The sequence below is a fragment of the Paenibacillus provencensis genome, assembly GCF_042678545.1.
GTDB lineage: Bacteria > Bacillota > Bacilli > Paenibacillales > Paenibacillaceae > Paenibacillus > Paenibacillus provencensis.
Genome location: NZ_JBHTKX010000002.1, coordinates 203,539 through 216,823 on the forward strand (window position 1 = coordinate 203,539; position 13,285 = coordinate 216,823).

The following is a 13,285-nucleotide window of genomic DNA, read 5'->3' on the forward strand; positions in this document are numbered from 1 at the left end:
CGTGACGTTATAATGGTTCAATAATGAATGGCGGCAACATGAACAAGACACGTGAGGGGGAATTACATATGAAGAAAGTAATTATTGATACAGATACTGCTGGAGATGACACGATTGCGATTCTAACGGCTCTTCGTTATTTTGACGTGCAGGGAATTACGATTACGGGCGGGAATGTTGAATTCAATCAAGAGGTCGAGAATGCGCTGTACACAGTTCAGGTTGCGGGCAAAGGCGGCCAAGTGCCTGTATATAAGGGCTATGAGCGTCCAATGCTTACACTAGGCTCAGGACAGCATCGTTATGTCGATGATGTACACGGAGATGACGGAATGGGAGGGGCACATTTTCCACTAGCAGAACAGCGCCCCGAAACAGGACATGCGGTAGATTATATCATTGAAACGGTGCATGCGAATCCGGGGCAGATTCATCTTCTCGCCATCGCGCCACTGACCAATATTGCGATGGCTATTCAAAAGGACCCGAGTATCGCTCCCTTAATTCCTCATATCTATATTATGGGCGGAGCCAACAATTCGCTGGGTAACATCACGCCTGCAGCAGAGTATAACTTCTATACAGATCCTGAGGCAGCTCGGATCGTGCTGCATTCCGGTATTCCTATGACGATGGTAGGCTGGGAAATGTGCACTCGTTACTCGATCATGGATGATCAGGATCATGAGGAGATTGCGGCACTCGGTACTTCCGGGGCTCGATTTTTTAGCGATATTAACAAGGTCGTTATGCAGTTCAACAAGTCGGTGCACAGGCTTTCTGGAACGACGCACCCGGATACGCTGCTAATGGCCGCTGCTGCAGACGAGTCGATCATGACAAGAACCGGCCACTACTTTGTAGATGTTGAAGTGGGCGGTCAGTATACAAGAGGATACAGTGTGGTAGATATTAATGGACGGCTGGGGCAGGCAGCGAATGTACGTGTATGCGAAGAGATTGATCGCGAAGCCTTCAAGCGAATGCTGCTAGATGTGCTCTCATCCATTAAATAAACAAATAGGTGACCAGCAGGAAGGGGCTTCCCATAACTTTTAGAAGAAGCCCTTTTTTGCTGTGAGTAAAATGGATGTGCAGAATTTGGATATGCACAGACTGGCTGTGTTAAAGTGAAGAAGGCAAGAGATGAGAAGAAGGTGGAAAATCATATTATTTTATATTACGGCAATCCTTATATTGATAATAGATCAGGCCAGCTATGGGTACGAACGTATATGGACATTGGCGAAGTGATTCCTGTCGGAAAGCTGGTCTATCAATTCGAGCATTATGAGAACTCGGGAATGGCATTTAGCTTGTTTCAGGGGTATGCGCGATTATTTGGTGTAGTTGCTCTTGTTTTTATCCTATTGATTCTGTATTACAGGCATAAGGGAGAGATTCAAGGTCGGCTGATGAATGTAGGTGCGAGCTTTCTGGTCGGAGGGGCGGCTGGGAACATGGTAGATCGATTCCTCCGAGGCACGGTAACCGATTTTCTTAAATTTTCGGAAGAGGGAGGAATACTGAACTTTGCAGATGTGGCCTTAAATGTGGGTGTGCTGCTGTTTATCGCAGGAGCCGGACTTGACTGGCTGAGATCCCGGAGGGTGCAGCGACCACACTTTTGACGCTTGTGCTCACACAGGACTTCTCCGATCAACTAAACGCAAGCCCTGCCTTCCCAAAGTACCGAACCGCAAAATTTTCCGCTTACAACTCCGCTAATTTGGTGTATAATCAAACATTGTGTGAACGTTGTCACAAAGTGTTGAGATTATTGTCATATTTAGGAGGCTCAAAAAATACATCATGAGTAACTGGACTTTTTTTAGAAGAATGACCCGATTTTTTTCAGTGACGGTCATGATTGTTCCTGTTGTTCTTGGCACGATTACAGCCTATGCGTTCGATAAGGAATTCAACTTCCTTTTGTTCTTACTGACCTTGGTCGGGGCTGTATCTGCTCATATATTTTCGAACATGGTTAACGATCTGTGGGATTACCGCAACGGAACAGATACGGAGGCGGCTGAAACGGAAGGTGCGATTTCGACGAATTCTGGATTCCTGACTACGGGTACGATGTCTGAGAAGAGGTTTGCCGCAATTACATGGGGATTTCTTATTCTGGCTGCCGTGTGCGGGCTGATTCTGACCCTTGTCAGCGGCTGGCCGATTCTGGTACTTGCACTGATTGGTGCGCTCATCGCTTACTTCTATGTTGCACCTCCGATTAAATTTGGATACCGCGGCAAAGGCTACAGCGAGATCGGTATCTTCATTTCATTCGGGGTACTGCCTGTGCTTGGGGCTTATTATGTACAGACAGGTGAATTTGCGGTTGCACCACTGCTCTTGTCACTGCCTGTCGGAATGCTGACCACGATGCTGCTGTTTAACCATCATTTTCTGCATTGGCGTGCGGACCGTGAGATTGGCAAGAAAACGCTGGTCGTGATGTGGGGGGAAGAGCGTGCGCTGCGACTGTCCAAAATAATGACAGTTCTAGCCTATGTACTATTAATTGTAAGTGTCGTGTTTGGTGCATTGCCTGTGTATGGACTTCTAGCCATTGTCTCTGTCATCCCTATGTACAAAGTGTATAGATCCTTGGGTAAAGTAAATCCGTCTGAGGCCTACCTTCCGCTTATGGGGGCTTCTCAGCAATCCTCTGTGTTCTGTGGTCTGATTATGTGCATTGGACTATTGATTTCAGGAATATAATATAGCCATATTGTCCGGTTCTTGGCTGATATGATGACAGCTAAATAAAAAAAGAACGTTCATGACGAACGTTCTTTTTTTTGACTCTGAAAGATATAGAGAGACGACTCAGGTATCCATATCCAGATCTGCGCGCAGTCTCTTCAGTGAATCCTCTAATGTCCCCTCGACAATGGTAACGGGAATGCCGAGCATCAGGTTATTCGGCAGATTGAAGTTCTCAATCGTCATACCGTCTTCGTATAGTCCTGTCGCAGGATCTGTCGCAGGCGCCAGCTTCTCTCCCATTGTGCGTCCATCAAGAACATGAGCATACAGCTTCTTGCCGAGTCCGTATCCAAGCCCACATTCAAATACCGTGCCGGAGTCCGGCTCCTGTCCGCGGAAGGGATTCAGATTGGCGATGATGACATCGCATTTTTCAATCAGTCTCACATTACCTTCAAATATAGCGACCGCAGTCTCATGCCGTGTAGGCTGGGGCTTAATATCCTTGTCTAGCGGAAAAATACCTTCAAATCCATATTCAGCACACAGTGCCTTCATCTGTAGTCCCAGCTCGGAAGCATCGGTACGGAATACCTCAAAGCCAGCCATATAAATACGAAGAGGTCTTGTTTCTACGGAGTTCATGTTCTTGTTGCACCTTCACTTTCTTCATCAGACGTTGGGAATGCTATAGAACCAATTATATCACCCCTCTGATGGGTGGAGCTGCTGAATATATTATTTCAGAAAATTGGGCATTAGTTAGTTATGAGTGGATAACTTGTTTCATGGGAATTTATACAAAATTATCACCCCTGTGTTTAAAAGGGGGAGCAGGCTGTTTAATAAATAGCACTCGTTTTTTTTCTTGTCAATCGAAATCGGTTTCGATTGATAAGACTTCAATGGAACGATATACATAAATTATAAAGTTAGACATTTATAGACATTGGTTATTAAAAACGAGTATGCTATGCTTTACACCGAGTGGAAATGTAAGCACTTTTATCAGAACAGGATAGAGGGGGTACACCATGAGATTTCAATGGCTTAAGCGTTGTAAAATGCTCCTCATTGCCGGTGGAGCAGCGTTAATGCTTACCGCATGCGGCAACAGTGAAGGGGCATCTGGCAAAGTCCAAATTGAATTCTTCCAGAACAAGCCTGAGGCAAAAGAATCATTCGACAAGCTTGTCGAAAAATTCAATCAGGAGCAGTCTGAAATTGAAGTGACGCAGGTCAATCCACCAGATGCAGAAACGGTGCTGAAGACCCGGCTTGTAAAGAATGATGTTCCGGATATTATGGCGCTGGGCGCTACGGATACATTCTCCATGCTGTCTCAGAGCGGTGTGTTCATGGAACAGACCGATCAGGAAATGATCGACTTGATCAATCCGAGCTATATTCAGATGGTTAAAGACGTAAGCGGTCTTGAAGAGCTTACAGGGATTCCATTTGCAACAAATGCAAACGGTATCATGTATAACAAGACGCTGTTCCGCGAGATGGGGCTTGAGGTTCCGAAGACTTGGGATGAGCTCATCGCGACAGCTGAGACAATTAAAGCTGCAGGAAAAGTACCTTTTTACCTGACTTATAAAGACGACTGGCAGACGAACCTTGCTTTTAACTCACTTGCACCGAACTTGGAGGGGATTGACTTCTATCTGCAGCGCAGAGAAGGTGAAGTTACGTTCCAGGAGCGTTACCGCGAAATAGCTGAGAAGCAGCTGAAGATTCTCGATTACGGGCATAGTGACAACTTTGGCAAGACCTATGCGGACGGCAACCGTGCCTTCGCGAACGGAGAGGCCTTCATGTATATCCAAGGCACATGGGCCATTCCAGAGATACGCAAGGCCAATCCGGATATTGAGATCGGCTTCTTCCCTTTCCCGACCGGGAATGACCCTGAAGAGATCAAGCTGGTTAACGGAATTGACACGCTGCTTACGGTCTCTGAAGATACAGAGCATCAGGCTGAGGCCGTTGAATTTATCAAATTTCTGCTGCGCGAAGATAACATGAAGCAATATATTGACGAGCAGAATTTGTTTGCGGCAGTAGAAGGAGTAACGCAGGATGATCCGAGCGTAGCCGAGATTCTTCCTTATATCGAGAGCGGCCAGGTCACCGACTTTGCTGACCATTACATTCCATCTGCTGTACAGCTGAATTCAATCGTACAGGAGTTTTTGCAGGTGGGGGACATTGATGCTTATCTTAATAAGCTGGACGAAGAGTGGGATAAGGTAGCAAATCGAAGATAGGATACGAGGAGGAACAAACATGAAGAATCGGCTTACTCCGTTCTACTGGATGACATTGCCGGCCGTAGCACTGTTCTTTGTGTTTATGACCCTGCCTGCATTGCAAGGGTTGTATTACTCATTTACGAACTGGAACGGCTTCGGCGATCAATATGATATGGTTGGATTTAAAAATTATATTAATCTGTTTGCAGATGAGAACGTGTGGAATGCTTACGGATTTACCATTAAATATTCTATTGTGGCGACCATCTTCATTAACATTATCAGTTTGCTGATTGCGCTGGGATTGAATGCAAAGATCAAATACCGAAATTTCTTTCGGGCGATTTATTTCCTTCCCAACATTTTGAGCATTCTGATTGTCGGATATATTTTCAATTATCTGTTCTCGAACGTATTCCCAATCTGGGGCGAGAACTTAGGACTTACCGCTTTATCAACCAATATTTTGGGTAGTCAGGACCTCGCTTGGGTTGGAGTGGTCTCGGTTGCGATCTGGCAAGGGATTGCATTTAACACCATTTTATATCTTGCCGGGCTGCAGACCATTCCTACGGACCTGTACGAAGCGTCCAATCTGGACGGAGCCAGCAAATGGCGCGAATTCTGGAGTATTACCTTCCCGCTCATCGCTCCATTCTTTACGATCAACATGGTTCTTGCCATGAAGAACTCTCTTATGGTCTTCGATCTCATCGTAGCCATGACGAACGGGGGGCCAGGACGGGCAACACAATCCATCGCGCACTTAATCTATACCGGCGGTTTCGAAGGCGGCGAATTTGCTTATCAATCAGCGAACGCCATCATTTACTTCATTCTGATTGCCTTTATCTCGATTATTCAGCTTCGATTCCTGCAGAGAAGGGAGAGTGACATGTAATGAAAAAATCACGCTCACGCACCAATTGGCCGATCACGCTGCTCGTCGCGCTCGGTACGATTGTGATCCTGTTCCCTCTCTACATGACGTTAACGATTGCGATCAAAAATCCGGAGCAGATGCGTCAGTCCGTCTTCTCCTTTCCCGCAGATATCCAGTGGGATAACTTCTCTCGTGCCATCGAGATGACAGGCTTCTTCAATGCACTGGGCAACAGTGCGATCGTGACGATATCGACAGTCGTCCTAACCCTGCTGACCAACTCGCTCGTAGCCTATGCGATTGCGCGTAACATGAACCACAAATTTTTTAAAGGGCTGTACTTCTATTTTGTCAGTGCGATGTTTATTCCATTCCAGATTATTATGCTGCCTGTCGTTAAATTAACTTCTAATCTCGGGATGACCAATCTGGTAGGACTTATCCTGCTGCATACGGTATATGGGCTGGCTTTCAATGTATTTATCTATGTAGCCTATATCCGCTCTATTCCAATCGCTCTGGAAGAAGCAGCCAAGGTCGATGGAGCAACGACATGGGGCACATTCTGGCGGATTATCTTCCCGCTGCTTGCTCCGATGAGTGCAACGGTCGGAATTCTGACCTGTTTATCCACCTACAACGACTTCCTGCTGCCGCTCATTATGATCAGCGACCAGGATCAATATACGCTGCCGCTTGTGCAGTACATCTTCCAAGGACAGTTTAATACCGACTTCAACCTGGCGTTTGCTTCTTACCTAATGGCGATGCTACCGATGATCCTCATTTATATTTTCGCACAGAAATGGATCATCAATGGTGTAACTCAAGGCTCGGTCAAAGCTTAATTCACAATAAGAGCACCAGCGGAATCACATGATTCCCTGGTGTTTTTGTATGTTAGGATTTTGCAACATCCTCATGTGTATGAAGAAAAAAACGGATGCTCTTCCAGCAAGCTTTATCCCCCTTTTGATACATAAATATTGACTAAGCTTCGCTGTTTTTATAGACTTAATATATAAATTGCCCGAGAACTGACGGTAGCGGCGGAAGGGAATCCCTTTTTTGCGGCTGCTTCTTGTCGTTTACAATAGACAGGATGAAATGATCCGGGTTAATTAAAATCCAATTCAAGTTTTGGATTTTGCATAATTCGGTTTGTATGATCGATTGCTTGTTATGTTTTGAGATTTATGCAAAATCCTCGTCTAATTCATAGCTTGGAACTATAAATAAAGACAGGTGGAAATGAAGAAAATGAGTAATTCTAATTATCGTGTATTGTTGTACTACAAATTTGTCCAGATTGAAGATCCTGAGGCTTTTACACAGGAACATTTAAAATACTGCAGAGACCTTGGTCTCAAAGGGCGGATTCTGATTGCCAAAGAAGGAATTAACGGCACTGTATCCGGTACCTACGAGCAGACCGAGCAATATATGAACGACATGAAAGCCAATCCGCTGTTCAGCGATATTTGGTTCAAGATTGACGAAGTCGAAGGGCATGCATTCAAGAAGATGTTTGTTCGTCATAAGGAAGAGCTCGTTACCTTCCGTTATGAAGAAGAACTTGATCCGAATGTGATCGGCGGCAAACGCCTCAGCCCGAAAGAATTCTATGAGCATCTTCAACGCGATGATGTCGTCGTAATCGACGGCCGCAATGATTATGAGTATGAGATCGGCCACTTCCGCGGTGCGATCCGTCCAGACGTCAAGTCCTTCCGTGAATTTCCGGAATGGATTCGCGAGAATCTGGGCGATATCAAAGACAAGACCGTCATCACTTACTGCACAGGCGGTATCCGCTGCGAGAAGCTGACCGGATTTCTCATCAAAGAAGGCTTCGAGGATGTAGCACAGCTTGAGGGCGGTATTGTGACTTACGGTAAAGACCCGGAAGTACAAGGCAGATTGTTTGACGGAAAATGCTATGTATTCGACGAAAGAATATCGGTGCCGATTAATCGTACGGAAGAGGATATTGTCATTGCTTCCTGCTACCACTGCGGAACAACGCATGACCAATATGTGAACTGCCCGACATGCAATCTCCAGTATGTATCTTGTGAGGCATGTGAAGAAGAGCACCAGCATTTCTGCTCCGATGCTTGCCGGGAAGAGGCGCACGCGAAGGCTATATCTTAATCAGATCGGCACCTTCACTGACATGAAAGCAGGTGGTTGTAATGCGCGTGCCAAAAGAGAAGTCCACACGTCAGCGAATCCTTCATATGCTGAAGGTTCAAGGTCCCTTAAGTGCTCGTGAAATTACAGCTGAACTGGGCATTACGGAAATGGCCGTCCGCAGGCACCTGGCGACACTCGAGAAGGATGGACATATCGCAACTAACGAAATTCGGCAGACTGCCGGTCGTCCATCCGCAGTATTTGGTCTTACCGAGCTTGGAGAGGGGCTGTTTCCGAAGACGTATCCGAAGATAACGCTTGATCTGCTGGGAGAGCTCACCGAGGAGTCGGGTGAAGAGATGATCGACCTGTTGTTTGAGCGGAGAAGAAACAAGCTGTACCAGCGGTATGCCTCTGAGATGAAGGGCAAGGACCTGGCTGGCAGGGTTCAATCTCTTGCTCGCATCCAGAATGACAACGGCTATATGACCGAGCATATGGAAGAGGAAGAGGGCTTCGTGCTGAAAGAATATAATTGCCCTATCTCTGAAGTGGCAGATGCCTACGGGCAGGCCTGCCGCTGTGAATTGGAGCTGTTCCAATCCCTGCTTGAGGTTTCGGTCTCCCGTACGGAGTGTCTTGCCAAGGGCGGCCGATGCTGCACTTATAAGATTGGGATGTCTTAATATCGATACTTAGGCTGACTGGCCGAAGTATCTTAGAAGGATGATAAGCTTATTGAGGAAGCGTTTCGGCGGAATTGCCCGCCGGATGCTTCTTTTTTTACATGACAGAATCAATTTCATCTTTTAAATGAGTTATGAGATTGATTCGCAGTAAAAGTATTAATTGACGAATAGTACAAGCGCCCTTAATATTAGGGAAAAGTTATATCGACCGCACGTCAATTATATCCATAATCCAGCATGTTCTGCGTTTAAATACTTTAGTGCAGTTAAATATAAAAGCGCTAATGCTATTATGTGACACTGCATGTTAGAGGAATAATATGGAATTAAAATGTGCGAACAAGAAGCTGGAATTGGAATGGGTCTAATGAAATGTAGGACAGAGAATGTGAATGAAGAGAGGGGAAGCAGGAATGAGCAGAAAATTGTGGATGTCATTATTGGTAACGGCTTCAATTGCGCTGGTAGCGGGATGCGGTAACGATCCTGAGGGTACTTCCGGTTCAGCAGGTACTGGAGGCACTGGGGGCGGAGAGGAAGCAGAAGGGAAAACATATTCCATATCAATCTCTCAATATGTGGAGCATCCGTCACTGGATGCAACACAAGAAGGCTTTATCGCAGCACTGAAGGATGCAGGGCTTGTAGAGGATGAGAATCTAAAGATTGATTATAACAATGCACAGGCGGATGCAGCGAATAACAACTCCATTGCTCAGAAGATCGCAGCTGACAATAGTGATCTTGTACTCGCCATTGCCACACTTTCCGCACAGGCTGTTGTAAGCCAGGTGAAGGACAAGCCGGTATTGTTTGCAGCTGTAACTGATCCGCTGGATGCCAGACTCGTATCGGACCTTAAGAAGCCGGGCGGTAATGTAACGGGTGCATCAGATACGAACCCGGAGGCGATTGTGAAGCTGGCTGACTTTATCGCGGATCAATTACCGGATATCAAATCTGTCGGTCTCGTGCTTAATGAGGGCGAGCCGAACGCTGTAGTTATGGCTGATAATGCAGAGAAAGCACTTGCTGCACATGGCATTGAGCTGGTGAAAGCAGCAGTTACGAATACTTCCGAGGTTCAGCAGGCTGCCGCCTCGCTTGTAGGCAGCGTTGACGCATTATATATTACGCTGGACAATACGGTCGTAAGTGCGGTGGATACTATTATCAAGACGGCAAATGACAATGACATTCCGTTCTTCTCCAGTGACCGGGATACGGTAGAGAAGGGCGCCTTTGCTACAGTTGGCTTCAAATATTATGATCATGGCTACCAAGTAGGGGAGATGGCGGCGGATATTCTTCAAAACGGAACGAATCCGGGAGATCTTGAGGTTACCGTGCCAGACAAGCTTGATCTTATTCTTAACCTTGCAGCTGCTGCAGAACAAGGAATTGAAGTGACGGATGAGATGAAGGCAGCGGTAGAGGATCAAGAGAACAACATTATCGAGTAATATATTTTTTACGCTAGTATGCTGAATGCTCGGAAACAGGGTGGACGACATACCACCCTGTTTTTTTGGTAAATAGGAGGAAAACACATGTTGGAAACGATGCTTAGTCTGCTGAAATCGACTCCTGGAGCCATTGAACTGGGACTCTTGTATGCATTAATGGCTCTTGGTGTATACATTACGTTTCGCATTCTTGATTTTCCGGATCTTACGGTGGATCAGAGCTTTACTACGGGGGCGGCAATCGCTGCCATTATGATTACGAATGACTTCTCACCTTGGCTTGCGACACTCGCAGCCTTTGGAGGAGGGCTGATCGCCGGGGCATGTACAGGTCTCTTGCATACAAAGGGTAAGATCAACGGTCTCTTGTCCGGGATTCTAATGATGATTGCCCTGCATTCGATCAACATGAGAATCTTGGGTGCACCGAACATATCTCTGCTAAATATCGATAATATTTTCTCGAGTATGTCTGTTCTACTGTTCATGTTTATTGTGGCGTTCGTTATTAAGGTGCTGCTTGATGTGTTCTTCAAAACAGATTTGGGTCTCGCTCTCCGCGCAACAGGAGACAATGAACGAATGATTCGCAGCTTTGGAGCGAATACCGATACAACCAAGCTAATCGGTATTAGTCTGTCGAATGGACTGGTGGCTTTATCTGGTGCCTTTCTCGCGCAGCATCAAGGGTTTGCGGATATAAGCATGGGAATCGGGATGATTGTCGTTGGACTGGCATCGGTTATTATCGGGGAAGCGATCGTGGGCAAGCGAAGCATCTTTCTTGCGACACTGTCCGTTATCATTGGCTCCATTGTATATCGTATCGTCGTTATGATCGCCTTGAGAGTCCCTGGATTTGAGACTTCGGACTTGAAGATTATTACGGCTGTCATCGTTATTCTGGCGCTTCTTATTCCTTCTGTACAGCGCAATATTCGCCAGAAGAGCATGGCGCGGCGAAGAACGACAGAGCTGTTGTCAGGCACTGGTGGAAAATCAATGGGAGGTGACCTGTAATGCTGCATATCAATCACGTGTCTAAGCTGTTTAACCCAGGTACCGTGGATGAGAAGGTTGCGCTTATGGATGCCCATTTAACCTTGTATGAAGGAGATTTTGTCACGGTAATCGGCAGTAATGGCGCAGGTAAGTCCACTCTGATGAATATTATATCGGGTGTCATGAAGCCGGATGCAGGCGAGGTGCAGATTCGGAATCAGACGATCAGCCAGCTGCCTGAATACAAGCGCAGTCAGTGGATCGGCCGGGTGTTTCAGGACCCGATGGCGGGGACCGCACCGATGATGACGATTGAGGAAAATTTGGCAATGGCATACCGGCGCGGGAAATCCCGCGGCTTGTCCTTTGGCATTAACCAGAAGACCCGGGCACTGTTTCAAGAGCAGCTAGAGAAGCTCGGGATCGGTCTTGAGAACCGCGTACGAGCTAAGGTTGGCTTGCTGTCCGGGGGTGAGCGTCAGGCGCTCAGCCTGCTCATGGCGACATTCACCCAGCCGGAAATTCTGCTGCTGGATGAGCATACCGCTGCGCTTGATCCATCAAGAGCAGAGCTGATTACGAATATTACCGAATCGCTGGTCCGTGAGATGAATCTGACCACACTGATGGTTACCCATAATATGGAGCAGGCCATCAGGCTTGGCAACCGGCTTATTATGATGGATAAAGGCCGGATTATCCTTGATGTCGATGCGGAACGCAAGAAGACATTAACCGTACCGGAGCTGCTTCAGGAGTTTGAGAGAATCAGCGGAACGAAGCTGTCAGATGACCGGGTTGTACTCGGTTAATGATATATGTATCAGATCTCTCTTATGCCCCCTCACGCATCGATCGTGCAGGGGGTTCTTGACGTGCGTGCAATTTTTGGCTCGCCCGATATACAATAGAAGCAGCTTCAGGCAAGGGGTGAACGAGCATGGCTCACATTTATTTTCATGAAGGAGATTATACCGTAAGTGGTCCAGGTGGAAAGGCTGCCTTGTTGTCCAAGGAGTTCGCGCTTCTTTATTTTCTGTATCGGAACCAGGGGAAGACCTTTACACGGGAGCATTTGCTGGACCAGGTATGGCCGCTTGAATATCCCGGAGAACGAACGGTGGATGACCACATCTACAGGCTGCGCAAGAAGCTCTCCTTCATCCCGGAAATTAAAATACATACCGTTAGAGGCTTGGGATACCGTCTTACGGCTGCCCAGCATTCCTTAAATGCCCTCAATCCTTCGATGGCAGATTCGGAGCTCCAGTCGGCGGTCTATAGTTTATTTCAAAAGTATCATCTCTTCGGTCAAGGCAAATCCATCACCACGCTGATCGCTCAGCAGGAGGCGCTCGGGATCAAAGTCGCCCCTTTCTACGAGAACTATTTGCACTTTCTGGGTGGTGATCTCAGTTGGTTTATGAGCCGTGATGACCTTAAGGCTGAAGACAGGCTGTACTGGCTCCTAATCTTGTATGGCGTGATTGCGTCCCCTCAGGAAGGGCTTCAGCTCTGCCAGAAGGCGCTGTTGCATTCCAGACTAGAGCCAGCATATCACAGGGAAATGTACTATTTAAATATCATTGATCTCTATGCCGAGAATGGCATGTATTCCGAAGCTGAAGAACGAATTGCGGCTTCCTACCGACTGCTTGACGAGCAGGACGACTTGGAGAGCTTTCGTATTCCACTCATGTTATCTGAGCTGCTCCTGTATATTCATGAAGCGGATTGTGCCAGAGTCGAGAACAGTATCCAGGAGATCAGCCGATCGCTCAAACATAAGCCCTACCTTCGGGAAATTTGTAGGTTTCACTATATGCAGGGAATGTGGCATTACCGACAGGGACGCATCAGGGAGGCCTCAGCAGCGGTGGACGATGCGCTTGAAATTTACAGTCAATCCGGTTTCGTGCCTCACATTCTGCTGTCTGTGCGTCAATTCTTGTATTATATGGAATTGCATCCTCCTGTTCAGGCGGATAAGGCGGTTACAGGTCTAACATCCAAGCTGCTGAGCATATTTCAAGATCTGGACAATCAGCACCACTATACCTCGCGAAAAGAAGCCTGCTTCTACCTAATTCAAAGTTTGCTGTCTTCTGTCTGATATTCCTCTGATATTCCCCCGTT

13 protein-coding genes are annotated in these 13,285 nt (G+C 46.8%); 12 read left to right on the top strand and 1 reads right to left on the bottom strand.

The window, feature by feature from the left end; genetic code table 11:
* Window positions 1-68: 68 nt before the first annotated feature.
* The 3 genes from ACFQ3J_RS17120 to ACFQ3J_RS17130 all read left to right on the top strand — a co-directional run bounded on the left by ACFQ3J_RS17120 (window position 69) and on the right by ACFQ3J_RS17130 (window position 2,727).
* Entirely contained in the window at window positions 69-1,016 is a 948-nt protein-coding gene (locus tag ACFQ3J_RS17120; protein WP_251583007.1) for a nucleoside hydrolase, read from the top strand.
* Between the two features lie 114 nt (window positions 1,017-1,130).
* Window positions 1,131-1,631, top strand: a complete 501-nt coding sequence (gene lspA, locus ACFQ3J_RS17125; protein ID WP_251583006.1) for a signal peptidase II — start codon at window positions 1,131-1,133, stop codon at window positions 1,629-1,631.
* Window positions 1,632-1,812: 181 nt separating this feature from the next.
* Complete coding sequence (locus ACFQ3J_RS17130) at window positions 1,813-2,727, top strand: prenyltransferase (RefSeq protein WP_091160111.1); 915 nt, start codon at window positions 1,813-1,815, stop codon at window positions 2,725-2,727.
* Between the two features lie 108 nt (window positions 2,728-2,835).
* Here the strand turns inward: ACFQ3J_RS17130 and ACFQ3J_RS17135 are convergent, their stop codons facing one another.
* A complete protein-coding gene (locus ACFQ3J_RS17135) occupies window positions 2,836-3,360 on the bottom strand; it encodes a nucleoside 2-deoxyribosyltransferase (RefSeq protein WP_251583005.1) in 525 nt (174 codons plus the stop codon).
* A 419-nt stretch (window positions 3,361-3,779) separates the two neighbouring features.
* On the opposite strand from ACFQ3J_RS17135, the gene ACFQ3J_RS17140 reads away from it, so the two are divergent.
* The 9 genes from ACFQ3J_RS17140 to ACFQ3J_RS17180 all read left to right on the top strand — a co-directional run bounded on the left by ACFQ3J_RS17140 (window position 3,780) and on the right by ACFQ3J_RS17180 (window position 13,262).
* Entirely contained in the window at window positions 3,780-4,988 is a 1,209-nt protein-coding gene (locus ACFQ3J_RS17140) for an ABC transporter substrate-binding protein (protein WP_379293608.1), read from the top strand.
* 19 nt (window positions 4,989-5,007) lie between these two features.
* Window positions 5,008-5,874 carry a carbohydrate ABC transporter permease gene (locus tag ACFQ3J_RS17145; RefSeq protein ID WP_091160114.1) on the top strand — a complete coding sequence of 289 codons (867 nt, stop codon included), beginning with the start codon at window positions 5,008-5,010 and terminating at the stop codon, window positions 5,872-5,874.
* Complete coding sequence (locus tag ACFQ3J_RS17150) at window positions 5,874-6,704, top strand: carbohydrate ABC transporter permease (RefSeq protein ID WP_091160116.1); 831 nt, start codon at window positions 5,874-5,876, stop codon at window positions 6,702-6,704. The genes ACFQ3J_RS17145 and ACFQ3J_RS17150 overlap by 1 nt, the downstream gene beginning before the upstream one ends.
* 412 nt (window positions 6,705-7,116) lie before the next feature.
* Entirely contained in the window at window positions 7,117-8,010 is an 894-nt protein-coding gene (trhO, locus tag ACFQ3J_RS17155; protein ID WP_091160117.1) for an oxygen-dependent tRNA uridine(34) hydroxylase TrhO, read from the top strand.
* Window positions 8,011-8,051: 41 nt separating this feature from the next.
* Entirely contained in the window at window positions 8,052-8,678 is a 627-nt protein-coding gene (locus tag ACFQ3J_RS17160) for a helix-turn-helix transcriptional regulator (RefSeq protein WP_251583003.1), read from the top strand.
* Window positions 8,679-9,094: 416 nt separating this feature from the next.
* The gene (locus ACFQ3J_RS17165) at window positions 9,095-10,144 is read left to right on the top strand and encodes an ABC transporter substrate-binding protein (RefSeq protein ID WP_251583002.1); all 1,050 of its coding nucleotides are present in this window, start codon (window positions 9,095-9,097) and stop codon (window positions 10,142-10,144) included.
* Between the two features lie 99 nt (window positions 10,145-10,243).
* Window positions 10,244-11,167, top strand: a complete 924-nt coding sequence (locus tag ACFQ3J_RS17170) for an ABC transporter permease (protein WP_379293610.1) — start codon at window positions 10,244-10,246, stop codon at window positions 11,165-11,167.
* Window positions 11,167-11,961 (top strand): ABC transporter ATP-binding protein, encoded by a 795-nt coding sequence (locus ACFQ3J_RS17175; RefSeq protein ID WP_091160123.1) that lies wholly within the window; start codon window positions 11,167-11,169, stop codon window positions 11,959-11,961. Before ACFQ3J_RS17170 ends, ACFQ3J_RS17175 begins: the two co-directional genes overlap by 1 nt.
* Before the next feature lie 128 nt (window positions 11,962-12,089).
* Window positions 12,090-13,262, top strand: coding sequence for a winged helix-turn-helix domain-containing protein (locus tag ACFQ3J_RS17180; protein ID WP_251583000.1), 1,173 nt, complete (start codon window positions 12,090-12,092; stop codon window positions 13,260-13,262).
* Window positions 13,263-13,285 lie beyond the last annotated feature (23 nt).

What these genes read in the sequence shown, in the direction of transcription:
- ACFQ3J_RS17120 (WP_251583007.1), top strand. Translation starts at nt 69, where the DNA reads ATGAAGAAAGTAATTATTGATACAGATACTGCTGGAGATGACACGATT.
- ACFQ3J_RS17130 (WP_091160111.1), top strand. Translation starts at nt 1,813, where the DNA reads ATGAGTAACTGGACTTTTTTTAGAAGAATGACCCGATTTTTTTCAGTG.
- ACFQ3J_RS17135 (WP_251583005.1), bottom strand. Translation starts at nt 3,360, where the DNA reads ATGAACTCCGTAGAAACAAGACCTCTTCGTATTTATATGGCTGGCTTT.
- ACFQ3J_RS17140 (WP_379293608.1), top strand. Translation starts at nt 3,780, where the DNA reads ATGCTCCTCATTGCCGGTGGAGCAGCGTTAATGCTTACCGCATGCGGC.
- ACFQ3J_RS17145 (WP_091160114.1), top strand. Translation starts at nt 5,008, where the DNA reads ATGAAGAATCGGCTTACTCCGTTCTACTGGATGACATTGCCGGCCGTA.
- ACFQ3J_RS17150 (WP_091160116.1), top strand. Translation starts at nt 5,874, where the DNA reads ATGAAAAAATCACGCTCACGCACCAATTGGCCGATCACGCTGCTCGTC.
- trhO (WP_091160117.1), top strand. Translation starts at nt 7,117, where the DNA reads ATGAGTAATTCTAATTATCGTGTATTGTTGTACTACAAATTTGTCCAG.
- ACFQ3J_RS17160 (WP_251583003.1), top strand. Translation starts at nt 8,052, where the DNA reads ATGCGCGTGCCAAAAGAGAAGTCCACACGTCAGCGAATCCTTCATATG.
- ACFQ3J_RS17165 (WP_251583002.1), top strand. Translation starts at nt 9,095, where the DNA reads ATGAGCAGAAAATTGTGGATGTCATTATTGGTAACGGCTTCAATTGCG.
- ACFQ3J_RS17170 (WP_379293610.1), top strand. Translation starts at nt 10,244, where the DNA reads ATGCTTAGTCTGCTGAAATCGACTCCTGGAGCCATTGAACTGGGACTC.
- ACFQ3J_RS17175 (WP_091160123.1), top strand. Translation starts at nt 11,167, where the DNA reads ATGCTGCATATCAATCACGTGTCTAAGCTGTTTAACCCAGGTACCGTG.
- ACFQ3J_RS17180 (WP_251583000.1), top strand. Translation starts at nt 12,090, where the DNA reads ATGGCTCACATTTATTTTCATGAAGGAGATTATACCGTAAGTGGTCCA.